Source organism: uncultured Subdoligranulum sp. (genome assembly GCF_963931595.1).
In the GTDB taxonomy this organism is placed as follows: Bacteria; Bacillota; Clostridia; order Oscillospirales; family Ruminococcaceae; genus Gemmiger.
This window is the reverse complement of the sequence record NZ_OZ007030.1, coordinates 1,978,624-2,000,958: the sequence shown is the minus strand read 5'-3', so window position 1 is coordinate 2,000,958 and position 22,335 is coordinate 1,978,624. Positions and strand designations below refer to the sequence as shown.

21 protein-coding genes are annotated in these 22,335 nt (G+C 54.1%); 19 read left to right on the top strand and 2 right to left on the bottom strand.

The window, feature by feature from the left end; all coding sequences use genetic code 11:
• Positions 1-19: 19 nt before the first annotated feature.
• From ABGT73_RS09685 to ABGT73_RS09655, 7 genes are read left to right on the top strand one after another with little or no spacing between them, the layout of a single operon-like run.
• Positions 20-277, top strand: a complete 258-nt coding sequence (locus ABGT73_RS09685; protein WP_002588926.1) for a DUF4315 family protein — start codon at positions 20-22, stop codon at positions 275-277.
• Positions 267-1,040, top strand: coding sequence for a DUF4366 domain-containing protein (locus ABGT73_RS09680; protein ID WP_002588925.1), 774 nt, complete (start codon positions 267-269; stop codon positions 1,038-1,040). The genes ABGT73_RS09685 and ABGT73_RS09680 overlap by 11 nt, the downstream gene beginning before the upstream one ends.
• Positions 1,037-1,255 (top strand): hypothetical protein, encoded by a 219-nt coding sequence (locus ABGT73_RS09675; protein WP_038270835.1) that lies wholly within the window; start codon positions 1,037-1,039, stop codon positions 1,253-1,255. Before ABGT73_RS09680 ends, ABGT73_RS09675 begins: the two co-directional genes overlap by 4 nt.
• The gene (locus ABGT73_RS09670) at positions 1,236-3,335 is read left to right on the top strand and encodes a type IA DNA topoisomerase (protein WP_002588924.1); all 2,100 of its coding nucleotides are present in this window, start codon (positions 1,236-1,238) and stop codon (positions 3,333-3,335) included. The genes ABGT73_RS09675 and ABGT73_RS09670 overlap by 20 nt, the downstream gene beginning before the upstream one ends.
• Positions 3,332-3,613, top strand: coding sequence for a hypothetical protein (locus tag ABGT73_RS09665; protein ID WP_002588923.1), 282 nt, complete (start codon positions 3,332-3,334; stop codon positions 3,611-3,613). The genes ABGT73_RS09670 and ABGT73_RS09665 overlap by 4 nt, the downstream gene beginning before the upstream one ends.
• Before the next feature lie 2 nt (positions 3,614-3,615).
• A complete protein-coding gene (locus tag ABGT73_RS09660; RefSeq protein WP_002588922.1) occupies positions 3,616-6,837 on the top strand; it encodes a YodL domain-containing protein in 3,222 nt (1,073 codons plus the stop codon).
• A 1-nt stretch (position 6,838) separates the two neighbouring features.
• Complete coding sequence (locus ABGT73_RS09655; protein WP_002588921.1) at positions 6,839-7,054, top strand: transposon-transfer assisting family protein; 216 nt, start codon at positions 6,839-6,841, stop codon at positions 7,052-7,054.
• A gap of 49 nt (positions 7,055-7,103) precedes the next feature.
• Here ABGT73_RS09655 and ABGT73_RS09650 read toward each other — a convergent pair whose 3' ends face one another.
• Positions 7,104-7,907, bottom strand: a complete 804-nt coding sequence (locus tag ABGT73_RS09650; RefSeq protein ID WP_072853160.1) for a hypothetical protein — start codon at positions 7,905-7,907, stop codon at positions 7,104-7,106.
• Between ABGT73_RS09650 and ABGT73_RS09645 the strand changes: the two genes are divergently transcribed.
• The 8 genes from ABGT73_RS09645 to ABGT73_RS09610 all read left to right on the top strand — a co-directional run bounded on the left by ABGT73_RS09645 (position 7,906) and on the right by ABGT73_RS09610 (position 19,581).
• Positions 7,906-8,262 carry a TnpV protein gene (locus tag ABGT73_RS09645; RefSeq protein ID WP_072853158.1) on the top strand — a complete coding sequence of 119 codons (357 nt, stop codon included), beginning with the start codon at positions 7,906-7,908 and terminating at the stop codon, positions 8,260-8,262. The two genes, ABGT73_RS09650 and ABGT73_RS09645, sit on opposite strands and share 2 nt — an antisense overlap.
• A 53-nt stretch (positions 8,263-8,315) precedes the next feature.
• Entirely contained in the window at positions 8,316-16,304 is a 7,989-nt protein-coding gene (locus ABGT73_RS09640) for an SNF2-related protein (RefSeq protein WP_226394856.1), read from the top strand.
• 1 nt (position 16,305) lies between these two features.
• A complete protein-coding gene (locus ABGT73_RS09635) occupies positions 16,306-17,112 on the top strand; it encodes a DUF3848 domain-containing protein (RefSeq protein WP_002578490.1) in 807 nt (268 codons plus the stop codon).
• The gene (gene mobC, locus ABGT73_RS09630) at positions 17,109-17,453 is read left to right on the top strand and encodes a plasmid mobilization protein (protein WP_002578491.1); all 345 of its coding nucleotides are present in this window, start codon (positions 17,109-17,111) and stop codon (positions 17,451-17,453) included. The genes ABGT73_RS09635 and mobC overlap by 4 nt, the downstream gene beginning before the upstream one ends.
• Positions 17,454-17,668: 215 nt before the next feature.
• Entirely contained in the window at positions 17,669-17,962 is a 294-nt protein-coding gene (locus tag ABGT73_RS09625) for a transposase (protein WP_087163136.1), read from the top strand.
• Entirely contained in the window at positions 17,959-18,882 is a 924-nt protein-coding gene (locus ABGT73_RS09620) for an IS3 family transposase (RefSeq protein WP_346669542.1), read from the top strand. Before ABGT73_RS09625 ends, ABGT73_RS09620 begins: the two co-directional genes overlap by 4 nt.
• 85 nt (positions 18,883-18,967) lie before the next feature.
• Entirely contained in the window at positions 18,968-19,273 is a 306-nt protein-coding gene (locus ABGT73_RS09615; protein ID WP_002578492.1) for a hypothetical protein, read from the top strand.
• Complete coding sequence (locus tag ABGT73_RS09610) at positions 19,270-19,581, top strand: CD1845 family protein (RefSeq protein ID WP_002578493.1); 312 nt, start codon at positions 19,270-19,272, stop codon at positions 19,579-19,581. The genes ABGT73_RS09615 and ABGT73_RS09610 overlap by 4 nt, the downstream gene beginning before the upstream one ends.
• Positions 19,582-19,614: 33 nt before the next feature.
• On the opposite strand, the gene ABGT73_RS09605 is transcribed toward ABGT73_RS09610, so the two are convergent.
• Positions 19,615-19,854, bottom strand: a complete 240-nt coding sequence (locus ABGT73_RS09605) for a helix-turn-helix transcriptional regulator (protein WP_002578494.1) — start codon at positions 19,852-19,854, stop codon at positions 19,615-19,617.
• Between the two features lie 120 nt (positions 19,855-19,974).
• Between ABGT73_RS09605 and ABGT73_RS09600 the strand changes: the two genes are divergently transcribed.
• From ABGT73_RS09600 to ABGT73_RS09585, 4 genes are all read left to right on the top strand, one after another.
• Positions 19,975-20,412, top strand: coding sequence for a hypothetical protein (locus tag ABGT73_RS09600; protein ID WP_002578495.1), 438 nt, complete (start codon positions 19,975-19,977; stop codon positions 20,410-20,412).
• Between the two features lie 136 nt (positions 20,413-20,548).
• Complete coding sequence (locus tag ABGT73_RS09595; protein ID WP_002578496.1) at positions 20,549-21,142, top strand: type IV toxin-antitoxin system AbiEi family antitoxin domain-containing protein; 594 nt, start codon at positions 20,549-20,551, stop codon at positions 21,140-21,142.
• Positions 21,139-21,993, top strand: a complete 855-nt coding sequence (locus ABGT73_RS09590) for a nucleotidyl transferase AbiEii/AbiGii toxin family protein (RefSeq protein WP_002578497.1) — start codon at positions 21,139-21,141, stop codon at positions 21,991-21,993. Before ABGT73_RS09595 ends, ABGT73_RS09590 begins: the two co-directional genes overlap by 4 nt.
• Positions 21,990-22,322, top strand: a complete 333-nt coding sequence (locus ABGT73_RS09585) for a hypothetical protein (RefSeq protein ID WP_002578498.1) — start codon at positions 21,990-21,992, stop codon at positions 22,320-22,322. Before ABGT73_RS09590 ends, ABGT73_RS09585 begins: the two co-directional genes overlap by 4 nt.
• Positions 22,323-22,335 lie beyond the last annotated feature (13 nt).

The window sequence follows — 22,335 nt, the reverse complement described above, 5'->3', positions numbered from 1 at the left end:
GAGAAAAGGAGTGATTGAAATGGCTAAGAACAAAATCCAGCGCATTGACCAGGAGATTGCCAAGGTCCGCGAGAAGATCGCGGAGTACCAGGACAAGCTGAAAACCCTGGAGGCGCAGAAAACCGAGGCGGAGAACCTGGAAATCGTTCAGATGGTGCGCGCCCTGCGGCTGACCCCGGAGCAGCTGAACGCCATGCTCTCCGGTGGTACGGTCCCTGGCATGGCCGCTGCCTCCGCCAACTACAACGAACAGGAGGATACCGACCATGAAGAATAAGAAAATTTTCAAAACCCTTTCGGCCCTCTGCGCCGCCCTGGTGCTGATGATGGGCCTTTCCGTGACTGCCTTTGCCCAGGGAACGGAAGAACTTCCGGCGGAGGATGCCACCAACGACAGCAATGTGGTCGTGGAGGAAACCGAGGACAGTCCGGCCCTGACCCCGGATGGCAACGCCGCCCTGGTGGATGATTTCGGCGACAACAAGCAGCTCATCACCGTCACCACCAAGGCAGGCAACTACTTCTACATCCTCATTGACCGGGCCAACGAGGACAAGGAAACCGCTGTCCACTTCTTAAACCAGGTGGACGAGGCGGACCTGATGGCGCTGATGGAGGACGGTCAGACCACCCAGGAGCAGCCCGCCACCTGTACCTGTACGGAGAAATGTGTGGCCGGTGCGGTGAATACGGCCTGCCCGGTGTGTGCCACCAATATGAGCGCCTGCACGGGTAAGGAGCCGGAACCGGAGACCCCGGAAGAAACCCCGGAACCGGAAGAACCGGCGCAGAAACCCGCAGGACTGAATCCGGCCATTCTTTTGGCGGTGCTGGCTCTGATGGGTGGCGGCGGCGCTTTTGCCTACTTTAAGCTGGTAAAAAGCAGACCCAAGACCAAGGGCAACGACAATTTGGACGATTATGACTACGGCGAGGATGATACCGATCAGGAGGACGAGGACTCCTGGGAGACCGAGGAATCTGACGAGCCGGACGCTGACGGGGGCGGCGACGAGGAAAGCGAGGACAAGACGGTTTGACCCGCTTCACCGACAGCCCCTATGAACGCATGATGACACGCAGGCCGGAGGGCGGGAAGGAAACTTCCCGTCCTCCTACTTTATCTCCCGGCCACCCCTGTTATGGCTGCGGAAATTACCGTGACGGTCAGCCCTGCGTGGGATTCTGCCACCGGCAGCTGACCGCATGGCTGCGGGAAAGGAGGATGAAAAACCATGAAGCTGGTGATCGCTGAGAAACCGTCCGTTGCCCAAAGTCTGGCCGCCGTGATTGGGGCCACCGCCCGCAAGGACGGCTATCTGGAGGGCGGCGGCTGGCGGGTCAGCTGGTGTGTGGGCCATCTGGCTGGTCTGGCCGACGCCGACGCTTATAACCCGGACTACGCCAAGTGGCGCTATGACGATCTGCCCATTCTGCCGGAACCCTGGCAGATGGTGGTGAGCAAGGACAAGAAGAAACAGTTTGATGTGCTGAAGCAGCTGATGAACGCCCCGGATGTGACCGAAGTGGTAAACGCCTGCGACGCCGGACGCGAGGGGGAGCTGATCTTCCGCAGCGTCTATGAGCTGGCGGGCTGCCAGAAGCCCATGAAGCGGCTCTGGATTTCCTCAATGGAGGATTCCGCCATCCGGGAGGGCTTTGCAAACCTGCGCCCCGGTGCAGACTATGACGGCCTGCGGGATGCGGCCCTCTGCCGCGCCAAAGCGGACTGGCTGGTGGGTATCAATGCCACCCGGCTGTTTTCCGTGCTGTACCACCGGACCCTCAACATCGGACGTGTCATGTCCCCGACGCTGGCCCTCATTGTCCAGCGAGAAGCCGAGATCGACACCTTCAAGCCGGTGCCATTCTACACGGTCACACTGGAGCTGCCCGGTTTCACCGTTTCCGGGGAGCGCATGGCAGACAAGGCTGCCGCCCAACAGCTGAAAACGGCCTGCCAAGGTGCGGCTGCCACAGTGAAAAAAGTGGGGCGCAAAAACAAATCCGAGAAGCCGCCCGCCCTCTATGACCTGACCACCCTCCAACGGGACGCCAACCGGCTGCTGGGGTTCACCGCCCAGCAAACCCTGGACTACCTGCAAAATTTGTATGAAAAGAAGCTCTGTACCTACCCTCGGACGGACAGCCGCTATCTGACTTCGGATATGGCGGCGAGTCTACCGGAGCTGGTCCAGCTCACTGCCGGGGCGATGCCCTTTTCCAATGGCATGGAGATTGCCTGCAATGCCGCCCAGATTGTCAACGACAAGAAAGTGACCGACCATCATGCAGTGATCCCTACCCGCAACCTCCAGGGCGCGGACCTGTCCGGCCTGCCGGTGGGCGAAAAGGCGGTGCTGGAGTTGGTGGCTCTGCGCCTGCTGTGCGCCGTGGCCCAGCCCTATACCTTTGCGGAAACCGCCGTTGTTGTCGAGTGCGCCGGAGCGGAGTTTACTGCCAAAGGCCGCACAGTGAAAAATTACGGCTGGCGGGCGCTGGACGCTGCCTATCGCGCAGGGCTGAAGAATGTGGAGCAGGACAAAGAACCCGAGGACAAGGCTCTGCCTGAGCTGTCTGAAGGTCAGACGCTGCCCCTTTCTGGTGCTACCGTCAAGGAGGGCAAGACCACCCCGCCCAAGCACTTCACCGAAGATACGCTACTCTCCGCAATGGAGACTGCCGGGAAGGACGATATGCCGGAGGATGCCGAGCGCAAGGGCCTGGGGACCCCGGCCACCCGCGCCGGGATTCTGGAAAAGCTGGTTTCCACCGGCTTTTTGGAGCGCAAAAAGAGCAAGAAAACCGTGCAGCTCATGCCATCCCATGACGCGGTATCCCTTATCACCGTGTTGCCGGAGCAGCTGCAATCGCCCCTTCTGACTGCTGAGTGGGAGTACCGGCTGGGTGAGATCGAGCGTGGCGAGCTGGCCCCGGAGGATTTCATGGCTGGGATTAGTGCCATGCTCAAAGAACTTGTGGGAACCTATCAAGCTATCAAGGGAACGGAGTATTTGTTCAGCCCTTCCCACGAAGTGGTGGGCAAATGCCCCCGCTGTGGCGGAGAGGTTGCAGAAATGCAAAAAGGCTTCTTCTGTCAGACAGAATCTTGCAAATTTGCAATTTGGAAAAACAACAAGTGGTGGGAGATGAAGCACAAGCAACCTACCAAAGCCATCGTAACGGCACTGCTCAAAGATGGCCGCGCTCATGTGAGGGGCTTGTACTCCGAGAAAACCGGCAAGACCTACGATGCCACTGTGGTGTTGGCGGATGATGGGCAGTACGCCAACTTCAAGCTGGAGTTTGACCAGCAGAAAGGTGGCAAACGATGAAGCTCTCACGCTATGAACAGGAAACCATCATCCTCTACAACCAGGCCGAAGCCACCGCCGAGGTCTATACCCATGACCCCCGGCTGCTGGAGAAGCTGCGGCGACTGGCAGAGAAATACCCGGACCAGATTGTGAAAAAGGACCGCCAGACCTTTCTCGTTCCCAAACGCTGTGTGTCCGTCCGGGAACCTTACAGCGCCGAGCGCCGTAAGGCAGCCAGTGAACTGGCCAAGGCTGCCGGATACAGGCCGCCCACCCCCAAGAAAGGCAATGAGTAAGCATGGCTGAAAGTGTCTTTGAGGCTGTCAAGCAGTCCATCACCGTCCGAGAAGCAGCGCAGATGTACGGAATCGAGGTCAACCGGAGCGGCATGGCCTGTTGTCCCTTCCACGATGACAAAAATCCCAGCATGAAGCTGAACGAGGAATATTTTTATTGCTTTGGCTGCGGAGCCACCGGCGATGTGATTGACTTCACAGCGAGGCTCTACAATCTGTCCCCCAAAGAGGCCGCCGAGAAGCTGGCCCAGGATTTTGGCCTGGCTTATGACAGTCAGGCCCCTCCCCGGCGACGCCATGTCCGCCAGAAATCCGAGGCGCAGAAATTCAAGGAGGACCGAGACCATGCCTTTCGTGTCCTGGCCGACTACTTTCATTTGCTCCGCAAGTGGGAAACGGACTACACACCCAAAACACCGGAGGAAAATCCACATCCCCGATTCATGGAGGCAATCCAGAAAAAGGACTATGTGGGCTATCTGCTGGATTTTTTTCTGGAGAACAGCCCGGAGGAGCAAAAGCTGTGGATTGCCGAACATCAATCAGAAATAGCCAAATTGGAAAGGAGAGTGAAATTCATGGCTGATAAGACCACCAATCGAGAACGGTTACAAGAGATCACAGCGGGCATTGAACAGGGTATCAAGGAACTGTTTGAGAGCGAGAAGTATATGCGCTATCTGTCCGTCATGTCCAAGTTCCACCGCTACTCCGTCAACAACACCATGCTCATCTATATGCAGCGCCCGGACGCCACCCTGGTGGCCGGGTTCAACAAGTGGAAAAATCAGTTTGAGCGCCATGTGAAAAAGGGTGAGCATGGTATCACCATCATTGCCCCCACGCCCTACAAAAAGAAGATCGAGGAAATGAAGCGCGACCCGGATACTCATGCACCCATCCTGGACGCGGATGGCAAGGCGGTCATGGAGGAAAAAGAAATTGAAATCCCCATGTTCCGTCCGGTGAAGGTGTTCGATGTGAGCCAGACGGACGGAAAGCCCCTGCCAGAGCTGGCCTCCAGCCTGTCCGGGACGGTGCCGCACTATGAGGCTTTCATGGAAGCTCTGCGCCGCTCGGCTCCGGTTCCCATCGAGTTTGAGCCGATGGCCGAGAACATGGACGGCTATTTCTCCTCTGACCAGCAGCGGATCGCCATCCGGGAAGGCATGAGCGAGGTGCAGACTGTTTCCGCCGCTGTCCATGAGACCGCGCACAGTAAGCTCCACGACCCCAAAAAGTACGAAGCGGAGCCGACCTGGAAGATCGTGATGGTGAGCGAGGGCGGCACCAAGCATGACTTCCGTCTGGACTTCGCCACCGAAGCAGAGGCGGAACAGGCCGCCGCCGAGGAAGGCTGGCGCTATGTGGACGAGAATCGGTTTGAGTGGCGGTTGGAAGTGGAGGAAGATCTGACGGCGGTGAAACAGGCCGCCAAGAACCGCAACACCGAGGAAGTGGAGGCCGAGAGCATTTCTTATGCGGTTTGCCAGTATTTCGGCATCCAGACCGGCGAGAACAGTTTTGGCTACATCGCTTCCTGGTCGAAGGACAAGGAGCTGAAGGAGCTGCGGGCCAGTCTGGAGACCATCAACAAGACTTCCTGCGAGCTGATTAACGACATCGAGCGCAACTACAAGGAAATCTGCAAGGAGCGCGGCATTGACCTGACTGCCGCCACGGAACCGCAGCAGGACTCTATCGAGCAGCTGGCAGCAGACATCGACCAGTTCACTTTCGATTATGACCCTTATGAGTATCGGAACAATGCAGATAGCCGTGAGGACGCACTGCACGAACTGACTGCCACACTCCGAAGCGGAGATGCCAGCGGTGTACGCGAATGGCTCCAGAATATCGTGAACGAGGATGAACCGGATGAAACCACCCAAAAAGCTGCCGAGCTTATGGGACGCTTGGATCAGCTGGTGCCGATGACTGAACCGGAACAGCTGACCGAGCCGGAAAATACCGAAAGTGTCCAGCCCAGCGCCGAGTACCGGGAGGCCCTGTTGGTGCTGGATGATACCAGCTACCTTCATGTTCAGCCCTGCGACACCGGCTGGGACTACACGCTCTACGATGTGGCAACCATGAAGCAGATGGACGGCGGCCAGTTGGACGGGCCGGATATGGGCCGTTCCACAGCGGTTAGCCATATCTGCGAGGACCTGGGGATGGGCGGCAAGTCCATCAAGTATGCGCCGCTGTCCATGATCGAGACTTTGCAGGAGGCGGCTTACCACCAGATGCAGGAACAGGTCAGCCAGCAGACCACAGAAGCTGCCGCCACCCAGCTGCCGGATGCCCAGGAGCAGGCGTTGGACGAGTATCCCATGCCGGACCCGGCACTGACTCAGGATGATCTGGAGAAATGCGGCTACCTGGACGGTGACCTTCTGCCCCTCTCCAAAGAGCGAGCCTATGAGCTGATGGAGCGAGACCTGACCGTTTATATCGTCCAGGAGGGTGAAAACCCGGAAATGGCCTTTGACACTGCCGACCTGGACGCCCATGACGGTATCTTTGCTGTGTCCCGCGAGGAATGGGAGCAAAGCCCGGACTTTCACGAAAAAGTTTTGGAACGACAGGATCGGCAGTTGGAACGGGAACAGGCGTTTCTTTCCCATGAGGGAAATTGTTTTGCTATTTATCAGGTGAGCAAGGATGACCCGCAGAATGTGCGTTTTATGAATCTGGATTGGCTGCAATCGCACAATCTGTCCGTAGAGCGGAGTAACTATGACCTTATCTATACCGCCCCTCTGGACGGTTCCGGCAGCACTATGGAGCAGCTGGAAAGGCTGTATGAGCAGTTCAATCTGCAAAAGCCGGTGGATTTTCACAGCCCGTCTATGAGCGTCAGTGACATCGTTGCCATCAAGCAGAATGGTCAGGTATCCTGTCATTACTGCGACAGTGTTGGTTTCACCCAGGTGCAAGGTTTCTTGCCGGAAAATTCGCTGAGAAATGCGGAAATGACGGTGGAAGATGATTACGGCATGATCGACGGTATCATCAATAACGGCCCAAAGGAGCCGACAGTGGCCCAGCTGGAACAACAGGCCCGCAGTGGTCAGCCCATTTCTCTTATGGACTTGGCAGCAGCCGTCCATCGAGAGGAACGGGAAAAGAAAAAGTCCGTAATGGAGCAGCTGAAAAGCCAGCCCAAGACGGAACACAAAAAGACAGCGCAAAAAAAGAGCGCGGAAAGGGAGCTTTGATATGAACAACTTCACCTTTGAGGAAACGAACCTTCTTTGCATCTACAACACCGGCAGCCGCACCGGGCTGATCGACGCTCTGACGGAGATGCGCGGTGAGCTTTCGCCGGAGGAAGCCGAGCTGCGGGAACTGACGGACAGCGCCCTGGGTAAACTCCAAGCTATGAACGACACCGAGTTTGCCGAACTGGAGCTGTACCCAGATTTCGACGAGTAAAAAACACACATAAAGACCTGATGGGACGGCCTGATATGCCGTCCCATTTCTATTCAACATGAAGGGAGGACAGAAAACCATGCCATCCAAAGCTGAATTTTACCGGCAGATGGCCGAACAGGTATCGACCCAGCTTGTAGGCAGCTGGAAGGAGTGGACGGCTTTTCTCACCACCGCCGCCCGCCTTTATAAATACCCATTCCACGAGCAAATGATGATTTACGCCCAGCGCCCGGATGCCACCGCCTGCGCCGAGTATGACCTGTGGAATGAAAAAATGGGACGGTATGTGCGCCGTGGCTCCAAGGGTATTGCCCTGGTGGACGATTCCGGCGACAAGCTTCGCCTGCGCTATGTGTTCGATATTTCCGATACCGGCACCCGTGAACATTCCCGTACACCCTGGTTGTGGCAGCTGGAAGAACAGCACATTGGGCCTGTGTCGGCCATGCTGGAGCAAAACTACGGCGTTGCCGGTGACAATCTCGCCCAGCAGCTCACGGATGTAGCCGGAAAGCTGGCGAGTGAGTATTGGGACGATCATCAGAGAGATTTCCGCTATATCGTTGACGGTTCGTTCCTGGCGGAGTACGATGATTACAACATCGAAGTCCAATTTAAGTCCGCCGCCACCGTCAGTATCGCCTATGCCCTGATGTCTCGCTGTGGGCTGGATACGGAACAATATTTCCAGCATGAGGACTTCATGCCGATTTTCGATTTCAATACCCCGGCCACGGTTGGGGCGTTGGGCGCGGCGGTCAGCCAGATTAACCAGCAGGTTTTGCGGCAGATCGGCGTCACCATCCAGATCTATGAGCGCGAGCAACTCGCGGAAAGGAGCGTTACACATGGAGAACAGCCTGACTTACACGATGAACGGAGATTATCAGATTCCCGACCTGAAGCTGACCGAACAGCCGGAGAAGCCCCTGGGAAAGTACGGCAGGATGCGGAAAGCGTACCTGAAGGAACACCGGCCCCTGATTTACAATCAGCTGCTGCTGACCGAGAAGCTGTACCCGCACCTCATCGAGATCGACGAGACAGCGCAGAGCCGTCTGGAGCAGATGATGCCCCAGCTGGCGAAAGACGCGGGCGCGACGGAGCAGCTGAAAGCCAGCGACCCGATGCGCTGGGTGGGCCTGATGAACACCTGCAAAGCACAGGCCGAGGAGATTCTGATGGCGGAGCTTATTCACAGCTGAGTTTCTTCCTCTCCGAAGCAGAACAAATCAGAATCATAGATGAAGCAGAGAATGTGAAAACATCCTCTGCTTTTTCTTTTGCCCAGGCTGACATCGACCATGTGCTGCGGCTGGGCGGCAACACCTATCGCCAGAGAGAGCGCATTGTCGCGGCCTTTGAGGAGCAGAAGTCCACCACCGAGATCGCAGACACCCTGAAAACCCTGTACCATGGCGGCAACGGGATTGGCAGCATCACTGCATGGTATGCCGAGGATGGAATCCATCTTTCCCACGGCAAAACTGCCCGTTACGATAAGTCCGCCCAGGTCATTTCCTGGGAGAGTGCCGCTGAGCGTATCGGCCAGCTTTTGCAGGACGGCCAGTTTGCCACCAATGTGGAGCTGGCTGAGGCTGCGGGCTATGAACGCTCCCTCCTCGCGGAAAAGTTCTGGAATCTGTACCACGATTTCAGCGAGGAAGCCAGAGAAGCTGGGTATCTGCCCATCCTTTCCAACAATCCGGGGCGCGGTTTCCCGGAGGAATCTGCATGGCTCACCGAACAGCTGAAAAGCCCGGAGTTTCGCCAGAACCTTGCGGAAGAATATGCTGCCTTCTGGACGGCCTACCAGCAGGATCGGGATTTGCTGCGCTTCCACTACCATAAACCCAAAGAAATTTGGGAGAACCTGCAAGATCTGTCCTTGCCTCGCACCACCTTTACCTCTCAGTTGACGGAAGTACCTTCGGTCAAGCAGTTTATCTCTGAGGACGAGATCGACGCCGCCATGACCAGAGGCAGCGGATTTGAGGGCGGTAAGGGCCGAGTTTTCACCTTTTTCCAGGAACCCCATACGGATAAGGAAAAGGTGGATTTTCTCAAACATAAGTATGGTATTGGCGGTCACTCCCATGCCCTGTCCGGTGCAATGAAAAGCGATGAAAGCCACGACGGAAAAGGTCTGCACTACAAAAAAGACGGCTGCCCGGATGTGCATTTCACCTGGGAGAAAGTCGCCAAACGGATTACCGACCTGATCCAGAAGGGACGCTATCTCACAGAACAGGAACAGGCGGAGTATGACAAAATCCAGGCAGAAAAGGCCCTGGCGGAAGAAGATGCCCTGCAAGCCCAGCAGCCGGACCCGGCTGTGTGGGAATACAACGGCGTCAAGGAGCGCCACCCGGATGATATAATCCTCTACCAAATGGGGGATTTTTTTGAGCTGTACGGTGAGGACGCCAAAACTGCTGCTGCGGAACTGGACCTCAATCTCACGACCCGCGCTATCCCCGGCGGTGGCCGTGTGGAAATGTGCGGCTTTCCGGCAAACCGGCTGGAGCAGGTTGTGGAACAGCTGCGGGATAAGCATGATGTGACCATTTCCGCTGTCCCGAAGGGCGGCAGGGAGCGGCAGGAGTATTCCATGCCCTCTATCGACCATGAGGCGGAACAGCACATCAATGCCCAGGAAGCGGAGTTTGGCGCAGACGGGACCAGAGTATTTCAGGAGACCGAAGCAGCCGCAGCCCCTACGATTCGAGAACTGCATGAGCAATACAAGCCCATTGTACTTGCCGCTGTTATGGAAGATGTGCCATATCGCAATGCCTGCGGTCACAGTGACCATGAGAACGCCGTGATCGAGGGCAATGCCGCTATTCGCCGTGCTGTCCTGGGATCTGGCAACATGGAGCTGCTCCGCCTCTATTCCGACACACCGGAGTTCCGCCAGCGCCTTCATCGAGAAATCATCGACGAGACCTATCCCAAGCTCCATGAGCTGCTGCACCCTCTCACGGACAATGACATCGACAAGGCTATCCAGGACTGGAACGGCAAAATCGAAAGTAAACACGCCGTTGTCCGTTACATGGAGAAACATGGGCGGGAAAAAGATACCGCTGCATGGCTGGCCCATGAGTTTGACGGCGGCGATGGCAAAACCCCGTTTTCGGTTCGCCCGGAAAGCCCCGAAGGAACGGTGCTGCCCTGGCCCAAGGTACAGCGCCGGATCGCTCAGCTTATCAAGGAGGACCGGTTCTACACCGAAGCGGAACAGGACCGGTTCGACAACATCGACCCCATCGCCATTCGGGAGGCTTTGGCCGAGCGCGGCATTGTGAATGGTGAACTGGTGGATGAGGAAAAACTGGATAATGACCCATTCATCCAGCGTGTTATGGCGGATGTGGAGGCCATATCCAGAGAGAGCGTCCCGGCAGATGAGCCGGAACAGCCTTCTCCCCATAATTTGCGTGTTCTGGTTTCAGATGAGGAATACGCTGCGGCTCGTGGCACACTCCGGGAGCGAACCTCCTACGATCCAGCGGTTCCTCCTTACAATGTGGGTGATATTGTCTATCTGGATGACCGGCCCCATCAGATCACAGAGCTGCGGGATGACACGGTGCAGCTGCTGCCCACCGGCATGAGCTATCCCATCTACCGGGCTGAGAGCCGGGAACGGTTTGAGCAGCTTTTGCGGGAGGATAACCGCAACGACTTCTATACCGAATTCCTGCCTGCAAATCTGGATACGGTGGACCAGGACCTTCGGGATGTGCTGGCCCATGGCCTGATTGGTGAGGCGGACAAGGCGGAGCTTTCCGAGCTTCTTCGCAACGGCAAGAGTAACCAGGAGGTAGCCTTGTGGCTGAGCCGGGCCTATCCCAACATCGTGGAAACGATGGAGCTGGAGACCGGCGAGACCGCCGATTACCGCACGATGCCGGAAGGTATCGAGCTGGAAGTGCTGGATGCAGATGAAAAGCGTCTGGCCATGCTGTTCTTCCAGTGGAGCGAGGTTGCGCCTTTGCTGCGCGGGATGTATGCCCGTCAGTTGGACGGTTTTGAGCAGGAACGCCCCGAACCGGCTGCCGAAACCCCGGCCTTCCAAGCCGAGACTGTGGCTGTCTATCCGGGCGATAAGAACAATCTGCCCTATGATGTGGTTGTTCAGACCCTGCGAACCAATGAGCCGGAGCCGCCCACGCCTGCTGTCGAGCCGGAAAAGACTCTGGATGAGGTACTGGACGAACACCCCGTTTCCATTCAGGTAAACGGCGAGTGGCAGACCTTCCCCAATGTCAAAGCTGCCGAGGAAGCCTCTTATGAGGAATACAAGGCCAATCTGCGTCGCACCGCCGAGAATTTCCGTATCACTGACGATCACCTGGGCGAAGGCGGCCCCAAGGCTAAGTTCCAGGCCAATGTCGAGGCAATCAAGCTGCTGAAATACCTGGAGGAAACCACCGAGCAGGCAACGCCGGAACAGCAGAAAATCCTTTCTCGGTATGTGGGCTGGGGCGGCCTTGCCGATGCCTTTGACCCCGACAAGGAAAGCTGGAGCAAGGAATATGCCCAGCTGAAGGAACTGCTGACCCCGGAGGAATACGCTGCTGCCAGAGGTTCCACCCTCAACGCGCACTACACCAGCCCTACGGTCATCAAAGCGATTTACGAGGCTGTGGGCCGCATGGGATTTGAGACCGGCAACATCCTGGAGCCGTCCTGTGGTGTAGGCAATTTCTTCGGTATGCTGCCGGAGGAAATGCGAAACAGCCGTCTTTACGGCGTGGAGCTGGATTCCATCAGCGGGCGTATTGCCCAGCAGCTCTACCCCAAGGCCGACATCACCGTGGCAGGGTTTGAGACCACCGACAGGCGGGATTTCTACGATCTGGCGGTGGGTAATGTACCGTTTGGCCAGTATCAGGTTCGGGATAAAGCCTATGACAAGCTGAATTTCAGCATTCACAACTACTTTTTCGCCAAGGCTCTGGATCAGGTTCGTCCCGGTGGCGTGGTGGCCTTTGTCACCAGCCGCTACACGATGGACGCCAAGGATTCCACCGTGCGCCGGTATCTTGCTCAGCGCGCCGAACTGCTGGGGGCCATCCGTCTGCCCAATGACGCTTTCAAAAAGAACGCAGGTGCCGAGGTCGTTTCGGACATCATCTTCCTGCAAAAGCGTGACCGTCCGTTGGACATCGTGCCGGAGTGGACGCAGACCGGGCAGACCGAGGACGGCTTTGCCATCAACCGCTATTTCCTGGACCACCCGGAAATGGTGCTGGGCCGACAGGAACCGGAAAGCACCGCCCACGGCATGGACTACACCGTGAACCCCATCGAGGGGCTGGAGCTTGCCGATCAGCTGCATGATGCCGTGAAGTACATTCGCGGCACCTACCAGGAGGCCGAGCTGCCGGAGCTGGGCGAGGGCGAAGCCATCGACACTTCTATCCCTGCTGACCCCAATGTGAAAAATTACTCCTACACCGTTGTGGACGGCGATGTGTATTACCGTGAAAACAGCTGTATGGTACGGCCTGACCTGAATGCCACCGCCGAAGCCCGTGTGAAAGGACTGGTGGGTCTGCGAGAATGTGTCCAGCAGCTCATTGATCTGCAAATGGACGCCGCCACACCGGACAGCGCCATCCAGGACAAACAGGCCGAACTGAACCGGCTCTATGACAGCTTCTCTGCAAAATATGGTCTTATCAATGACCGGGCGAACCGGCTGGCCTTTGCTGATGATTCCAGCTACTATCTGCTCTGCGCGCTGGAAGTCATTGACGAGGACGGCAAGCTGGAGCGCAAGGCGGATATGTTCACCAAGCGCACCATCAAGCCCCACAAGGCGGTGGACACTGTGGATACCGCAAGTGAAGCTCTGGCCGTATCAATTTCCGAAAAAGCCTTTGTCGATATGGCGTATATGGCGGAGTTGACCGGCAAGACCGGCGACGAACTGGCCGCCGAGCTAAAAGGCGTGATCTTCCGTGTACCTGGGCAGTTGGAGAAAGACGGCACTCCCCATTATGTAACAGCCGACGAATACCTGTCCGGCAATGTGCGGCGCAAGCTGCGTCAGGCACAGCGGGCCGCACAGCAGGACCCTTCCTTTGCAGTCAATGTGGAGGCCCTTACCGCTGCCCAGCCCAAAGACCTGGATGCGTCGGAGATTGAGGTGCGCCTGGGCGCTACCTGGATCGACAAAGAGTACATCCAGCAGTTTATGTATGAGACCTTCGACACGCCGTTTTATCTCCAGCGCAATATCGAGGTCAACTATTCTTCTTTCACCGCTGAGTGGCAGATCACCGGCAAAAGCTCTGTAAGCCAGAACAATGTGGCAGCCTATACCACCTACGGAACCAGCCGTGCCAATGCCTACAAGATTCTGGAGGACAGCCTGAACCTGCGGGATGTCCGTATCTACGACACCATAGAGGATGCAGACGGCAAAGAGCGCCGGGTGTTGAATGCCAAAGAGACCACCCTGGCCGCCCAAAAGCAGCAAGCGATCCGGGACGCTTTCAAAGACTGGATTTGGAAAGACCCGGACCGCCGCCAAGCTCTGGTCCGCCAGTACAATGAGGAAATGAACTCCACCCGTCCCCGTGAATACGACGGCGGACACATTACTTTCGGTGGTATGAACCCGGCCATCACCTTGCGGGAACACCAGAAAAACGCTATCGCTCATGTGCTGTACGGCGGCAATACGCTGCTGGCACACGAGGTAGGCGCTGGCAAAACCTTTGAAATGGTGGCTGCCGCCATGGAGAGTAAGCGCCTGGGCTTGTGTCAGAAATCCCTCTTTGTGGTGCCGAACCATCTGACCGAACAATGGGCGTCGGAGTTTCTGCGGCTCTATCCTTCCGCCAACATTCTTGTCACCACCAAAAAGGACTTTGAGACCCACAACCGCAAGAAGTTCTGCGCCCGCATTGCCACCGGCGATTATGACGCCATCATCATGGGACACAGCCAGTTTGAGAAAATCCCCATCAGCCGAGAGCGTCAGGAACGGCTCCTTCAGGAGCAGATCGACGAGATCACCGAGGGCATTGCCGAGGTGAAGTACAGCGGCGGTGAGCGTTTCACGGTCAAGCAGTTGGAACGCACCAAGAAGTCCCTGGAAGCCCGGCTGGAGAAATTGCAGGCCGAGAGCCGCAAGGACGATGTGGTAACATTCGAGCAGTTGGGTGTGGACCGCCTGTTCGTCGATGAGGCGCATAACTATAAAAACCTGTTTTTATACACCAAGATGCGGAATGTGGCAGGTCTCTCCACAAGCGATGCCCAAAAGTCCAGCGATATGTTTGCAAAGTGTCGCTATATGGATGAACTGACCGGAAACCGTGGTGTGATTTTCGCCACTGGCACCCCCGTATCGAACAGCATGACCGAACTTTACACCATGCAGCGGTATCTCCAGTATGACCGCCTGCAAGAGCTGAACATGACCCACTTCGACTGCTGGGCCAGCCGCTTCGGAGAAACCGTCACGGCGCTGGAGCTGGCACCGGAAGGCACCGGCTACCGGGCAAGAACGAGATTCAGCAAGTTTTTCAACCTCCCGGAGCTGATGAACTTGTTCCGTGAAGTTGCCGACATCAAAACCGCCGATCAGCTGAACTTGCCCACCCCGGAGGTGGAATACCACAACATCGTGGCCCAGCCTACTGAACACCAAAAAGAGATGGTGCAGGTTCTCTCCGAGCGCGCCTCCAGGGTACACAGCGGCAGCGTTGACCCCTCAGAGGACAATATGCTCAAGATTACCGGCGATGGCCGCAAGCTGGGTCTGGACCAGCGTATCATCAACCAGCTGCTGCCGGATGAACCCGGCACCAAGGTCAATCAGTGTGTGGGTAATATCATGCAGATCTGGCGGGACGGCGAGGCTGACAAGCTGACCCAGCTGGTATTCTGCGACATTTCCACGCCCCAGGCAGCCCCCTCCAAAAAGGCAGCCAAACAGCTGGATAATCCCACACTTCATGCGCTGGAACAGGCTGTGCCGTTGGATGAGCCTGAGCCTGCCTTTACCATCTATGAGGACATCCGCCAGAAGCTCATCGCCCAGGGAATGCCCGCCGAGCAGATTGCTTTTATCCACGAAGCCAAGACCGAGGTGCAGAAGAAAGAACTGTTTTCCAAGGTTCGCACTGGGCAGGTGCGCGTCCTGCTGGGCAGCACCTCCAAAATGGGCGCTGGCACCAATGTGCAGGACCGGCTTGTGGCGCTCCATGACCTGGATTGTCCGTGGCGTCCGGGAGACCTTGCCCAGCGCAAGGGCCGTATCGAGCGCCAGGGCAACCAGAATCCGCTGGTCCATGTGTACCGCTATGTTACCGAGGGAACTTTCGATGCCTACCTGTGGCAGACGGTGGAGAACAAACAGAAATTCATTTCGCAAATCATGACCAGCAAAAGCCCGGTCCGCTCCTGCGATGATGTGGACGAAACGGCGCTGTCCTTTGCCGAGATCAAGGCCCTGTGCGCCGGAGACCCCCGTATCAAGGAGCGCATGGATTTGGATGTGGAGGTTGCGCGTCTGAAGCTGATGAAAGCTGACCATCAGAGCAAGCAGTACCGCCTGGAGGATCAGTTGCTCAAATACTTCCCCCAGGAAATCGAAACTAACAAGGGGTTTATTAAAGGCTTTGAAGCGGATCTGGAGACCCTGGCCGCCCATCCTCACCCGGAGGATGGCTTTGCTGGAATGGAGATCCGGGGCGATGTGCTGACTGACAAAGAAAACGCCGGTGCAGCCTTGCTAGACGCCTGTAAGGAGGTCAAAGGCTCCGAACCGGTGCAGATCGGCAGCTATCGGGGCTTTACTATGTCCGTGGAGTTTTCCGCTTGGAAACAGGAATATACGCTCCTGTTGAAAGGCCAGATGACCCACCGGGCAAGCCTCGGCACAGACCCGCGCGGAAACCTCACCCGTATCGACAATGCACTGGCTCAAATGCCTCAGCGTTTGGAAGCCGTGAAAAACCAGCTGGACAACCTTTACCAACAGCAGGCCGCAGCCAAAGAGGAAATCGGAAAGCCGTTTCCCTTTGAGGATGATCTGCGAGTCAAGTCCGCCCGTCTGGTGGAACTGGACACGCTGCTGAACATTGACGGCAAGGGCCATGCCCAGCCGGAAACTGTGGTTGCCAAGAGCGCACGGCCTTCGGTGCTGGACAGCTTGAAGCGCCCGGTGCCACCCCGTAGCCCTGAAAAGAAACCGAAACAACATGAGGAGGTGCGATAACATGAATACCAACGATCTGAATACGGCCCTTTATGAGAAGATGGCCGCTGAACAGGACAAATACCGGGACTGGCTGAAAAGCCAGCCCCCGGAGGAAATCCTGCACCATACCTATGAGTACACCGTCCGGGAGGACATTGTGATGGCGATGGAGGACTTGGAGCTGACCGATGCCCAGGCCCAGGCGCTTTTGGATTCGCCTACACCGCTGGCCGATGTGTACCGTCACTTTGAGAAGCTGGAGACCGGCTACATGGATGTGATCCGGGACAGCATTGAAAACCGAGCGGATGATGTGTGTAAGGTTTTGGAAGAACAGCGGTCCATCCCTCTCTATCTCCATTCTGCCGCCTATGCGTCCCAGCATGGGGAGATGGCACAATATAACCGCTCTTATCAGGCAAACTTTGACTGTAAAGAGGCCATTGAACACGCCATCAGCGCCCACTATGCGGATAACCGACTGGATACGGAGTCTGCGGTTAAGGCGGTGCTGGAAAAGTTCGGGTCGGAACGAGTACAGTTCATCCTTGCCAACACCATCCAGCATAAGGACAGCGACGGTCGCGTTTCCCGTGACAACAAAGCCTGGGCAAAGACCATTCCCATGCCGGAGGACAGCGGCACTTCGCGCCACTGTGCTTATCTGGTTGTGGATGAGGTCAATCTTGGTCTGACCGATCTGTTTACACGGCAGGCACGAAAAACGCTTCAGGAACCGGAGAAAGGCTCTGTCTTGCAAAAGCTCAAACAGGAGCCTACCACCCACAAGCCTGCTTTATCGAAGAAACAGGAGCCGGAACGATGAGCGCCAAAAAGCGTAAACGGGATGTGCCGGTCCTGTTTTGGGTTTCCGATGCGGAGATGGAAGCGATCCAGCAGAAAATGGCACAGTTCGGAACAAAAAACCTGAGCGCCTATCTGCGGAAGATGGCTGTGGACGGCTATGTGGTACAGCTGGACTTGCCGGAGCTGAAGGAACTGGTATCCCTGTTGCGCCGAAGCAGCAATAACCTGAACCAGCTCACCCGACGGGTACATGAAACGGGGCGGATTTATGATGCTGACCTGGAGGATATAGCCCAACGGCAGGAGCAGTTATGGGAGGGCGTGAAAGAAATCCTAACCCAGCTTTCCAGGCTTTCGTAACAGGGATATATGCCCCAACTGCGGAGGGAGGAACGGCGTTCTTTTCGCCGCGCCTTCCTCCGTTTTTTCTTTTGCCCATATCCTTGTCTTTTTGAAATGTTGGAAGGATAATATGGGTAGAATAGTGATAGTATAAAAATAGTACAAAGTAAAGATGCCATGTATACCTAAATCATGTATGATAAGAAAGATGATGTGAAGGAGGAAGCACAGACATGGCAAAAGGTACGAAATATGACCAACAGTTTAAGGAGAACGCAGTCAGGTATCGGCTGGATCATCCGGAACTCACACTCAAGAAGGCGGCTGAGAATCTGGGAATCAGTGATTCTGCTCTTAAAACATGGCTCCGGGCAGCCAAGGAACATGAAGGCTGTGTGCCAACAAGAGGATCCGGGAATTATTCCAGTGATGAGGCAAAAGAGATCGCACGTCTCCAGCGGGAACTAAGAGATACAAAGGATGCCCTTGAAATCCTAAAAAAAGCCATCAGTATCCTGGGAAAATGACAGAGGCTGTTTATACTGCCACAGCAGAGTATATTGTGGAAATGGAACAACGGCCGATGAAGCACCGTGTCTCTGTCAGCGGGGTACTAAAACGTCTTGGTGTTTCACGATCCGGCTACAACGCATGGAAAAAAAGATGCCCTTCTGCTACTGAAAAACATCGTGGGGAGGTCAAAGAAAAAATTTTGAAAATCTATGAGGATTCCCACCAAAACTATGGCGCTCCTAAAATCACCAGGGAATTGTGGAAAGACGGCGAAAAAATTGCAGTAAAAACAGTTGCGAATTATATGCGGCAGATGGGGATCAAAGCACAATGGGTAAAGCCTTACACACAAACTACTATAGATTCTGATTTCAGCAAGGAACTGCACAATATTCTGCAGGAGCAGTTCAATCCGGAACAGCCGGATGCAGTATGGGTGTCAGATATCACATATATTTGGACATTTGAAGGCTTCGTATACTTGACTAGCATTATGGATCTGTATTCCCGAAAAATCATTGCATGGGTACTCAGCGAAACTCTGGAAGCATCCCATGTAGTGGACTGCGTAGAGAAAGCAAAGAGAACACGCAGCATTACACAGCCGCTGATTATACATACAGACAGAGGCTGCCAGTACGTATCAGACGCGTTTCGTCAGGCAACAGATGGGATGATAAACAGTTATTCAAAGAAAGCATATCCATGGGATAATGCGTGTATCGAATCTTTCCATGCGTTACTGAAAAGGGAATGGATTAACCGCTTTAAAATTTTTAACTACCGGCATGCATATAAGTTGGTATTTGAATATATTGAAACATTTTATAATACAGTGCGGATCCACAGTCATTGTGGATATCTTTCGCCTGATCAATATGAGGAGAAGTATTATGCAGCATTAGACGAAAAAGCAGAAGCTTTGGCAGGGTAAGCCAACTTAAAAAAGGCATGTTTAATTTGTACTTTTTCTTGACATAGGACCAGAAAACAGATTGCCGCAAAGGAGTTGAGAATAGATGAAAACCTTTGAGAAGGTGTTGGAGATTTTTCGTGAGTATTTGGACTGTGATCTAGAGGAAGAAGTCCTCCCTTGTCGAGAAGGTTATCTCCGCGTCACATGGAATGGAGATTCCCGCTACTGTGTGGATGGACTTCTCAGCCGGACACCGGACGAACTATTCGAGGTGCTGTTATCTGATTATCGCAGCTATGAGGAACTGCGGCTAACCAAAGGATGCCGAGAAGTGACGGAAGAAGATGAAAGACAGGCAGAAATTCTCTGTCAGAGCTTTCGGGAACGATGGAAGGAGGAAGAAAAATGAGGGCGATCTGGTTCATTCTGAAACTGCCGTTGAAGATTTTAATGGCTCCGGTGATTCTGTCGCTGACCCTGTTCGTCTGGATTTGTGTGGGGATTGTCTATGTCTCCGGTTTGGTGCTGGGGCTTATCAGCATGGTGGTTGCCCTGCTGGGTGTGGCAGTTCTGATTACTTACTCCTTGCAAAACGGCATTATCCTGCTGGTGATAGCATTTCTCATTAGTCCCTATGGTTTGCCAATGGCTGCAATCTGGCTACTGGGCAAGGTACAGGACTTGAAGTTTATCATTCAAGATTTGGTTTATGGATAATATGAAAACCTCCGACGAATTTCGTCGGAGGTTTTATGGTTCTAGGTTATCTTCTTGAAAAAGCGGCGATGCAAAAAAGGTATCTATCCCAATCCCCATTCCTTGGCACATCTCATGAATGATCCGTAGCTTAACCGAATCATACGAGCAGTTGATGACATTTCCAATCGTAGACTTGGGAACACCGCTTTTCATATACAGTTGATATTGTGTCATTTTTCTTTCATCTAGTAATTCTAACAGACGTTTGCTTACCGCCTCGTTTAGCTTCATTCTATACACCGCCCCTGTGACTGTACTATATTTAGTATATGGGCAGTTTTGCTAAAATTGGTCCCTGTACCTGTACTAATAGAGCTATTTGCAGTATGATGGTAATAGGGGTGCCATCGTATGAACGTAACTTTTTGTGGCCATTCGCAAATCACAAAGGCAGACAATATTGCGAATTGGCTTCGCAATGTAACACAAGACCTAATTGAGCAAGGAGCAACAACTTTTTATCTTGGAGGATATGGAGAGTTCGACAGTTTAGCAGCGTCTATTTTACGGGAACAAAAGAAAAAGTATCCGCAAATCGAGCTGGTTCTTGTATTGGCATATTTGAACACTGGCCGGGATGTTTCTGGCTATGACAGTACCGTGTATCCACCGCTGGAAAACGTACCGCGCCGTTTTTCGATTTCTCATAGAAATCGCTGGATGGTAGAGTCCGCCGATGTAGTGGTGGCCTATGTTCTCCATGATTGGGGCGGAGCAGCCACAACGTTACGGTGTGCCAAACAGAAAAAGAAGCAGATTATTTCATATCGTGATGAAATGGGCAGCTGAGGTTGTCTATTTTGCTGCCACTTCATATTTCCAAAACTGTTGAACGTTAAGCTGTCGGTAAAATTATGCCGAATTTTCATCACTTTACTTTTGAACTAATATTGCTTATAATATTAGTGTGAAAGGAAGTGGTACGGTGGGACAATTTGAACAGCTGGATCAGCTGCTGGAAACACAGGATGGGATGCTGCGAACAGCTCAAGTAGTATCTGCTGGTATTTCTAAGCCTGTTTTTTATGATTATGTGCACTCACGGGAATTGGAGCGGGTCGCGCATGGAATTTATCTTTCCAAGGATGCCTGGGTCGATGCCATGTACTTACTTCATCTGCGGGTCGAACAGGCAGTGTTTTCCCATGAGACAGCTTTATTTTTTCACGATCTGACAGACCGCGAGCCGCTGGAATATACGGTCACAGTCAAGACCGGATATAATCCCTCCAAGCTGAAAGCAGAGGGCGTACAGGTATTCACCATTAAGGCGGAACTGCATGGGGTGGGCCTGACAACGGCTCAGACACCATTTGGGCATACAGTTCCTGTCTATGACCTGGAGCGCACCATCTGCGACCTGCTCCGCAGCAGGAACAACATGGAGATGCAGACTTTTCAAGGGGCATTAAAGATGTATGCCAGAAGAAAAGACAAAGACCTGCGGACATTGATGCGGTATGCCGGTATGTTCCGGGTAGAAAAAATTCTGCGGCAGTATTTGGAGGTGCTTTTATGATAAAAACAGCAAGGCAGTTGAAGGATCTGATCCGCAATCTTTCCAGAAAAAAATCTGCGGACGCCCAGCTCTTGATGCGGAACTACATGATGGAGCGTTTTCTGGAGCGTATCTCCCTTTCTGAATATCGTGACAAATTTATTCTGAAAGGCGGTATGCTGGTAGCGGCTATGGTTGGTCTGGATGCCCGTTCCACGATGGATTTGGACGCTACTGTAAAAGGAGCCAATGTCAATGTGGAGGACATAGAGAATTTGATTTCCGCTATTGTGAGTGTCCCGCTTGATGATGGCGTCAAATTCCAGCTGAAAAGTATTTCGGAGATTATGGATGAGGCGGAATATCCGGGGATTCGCGTAAATATGACTACAACCTTTGACGGTGTGGTGACGCCTTTGAAGATTGACATTTCCACAGGGGATGCCATTACCCCCAGGGAGATCCGCTACTCTTTCAAGCTGATGCTGGAAGATCGCTCCATTGATATTTGGGCGTACAATCTGGAAACGGTTCTGGCCGAAAAGCTGGAAACGATCATTACCAGAACTACCACCAACACCCGCATGAGAGATTTCTATGACATTTATATTCTGGAACAGCTGCATGGGAATACATTGGACCCTCAGATTCTCCATGATGCGCTGCGGGCCACTGCTCACAAACGCGGGACAGAACGACATCTTGCAGAAGCTGCCGAAGTTTTTGAGGAAGTGGAGAACAGCTCGGTTATGCAGAAACTTTGGGAATCGTACCGCAAAAAATTTTCCTATGCGGCAGATCTGGAGTGGAACATCATCATGGGGGCGGTGCGCAGTTTATACGCTCTCAGTGAAAAGGAATCGAGCCTATGAAGAAGCACGGCCATTATTGTAAAGTCTGCGGAGAATATAAGGCTAATGAAAAATTTTCCGGCAAAGGTCATGCGGCGCACGTCTGTAAATCCTGTGCTTCTTTGCCGCCGGAGAAGCAAGCGGAGCAAATGACAATAAACCGCTTGCTGAATCTCCCATGGAGATTATCAAAGGAGCAGATTTCCTGGCTGAAGAACCGAATGAAAGATAAGCGCCGGGAAGTTCGTGCGCTGGCAAAAGAACAATACGAGATGAGGTTTCCTCCGAAGCGGTTAGAGGACATCGAGGACAATTTTGATTTTCTCGATGAGGACGATTTAATAGAATAACAAAAGCGGTCTG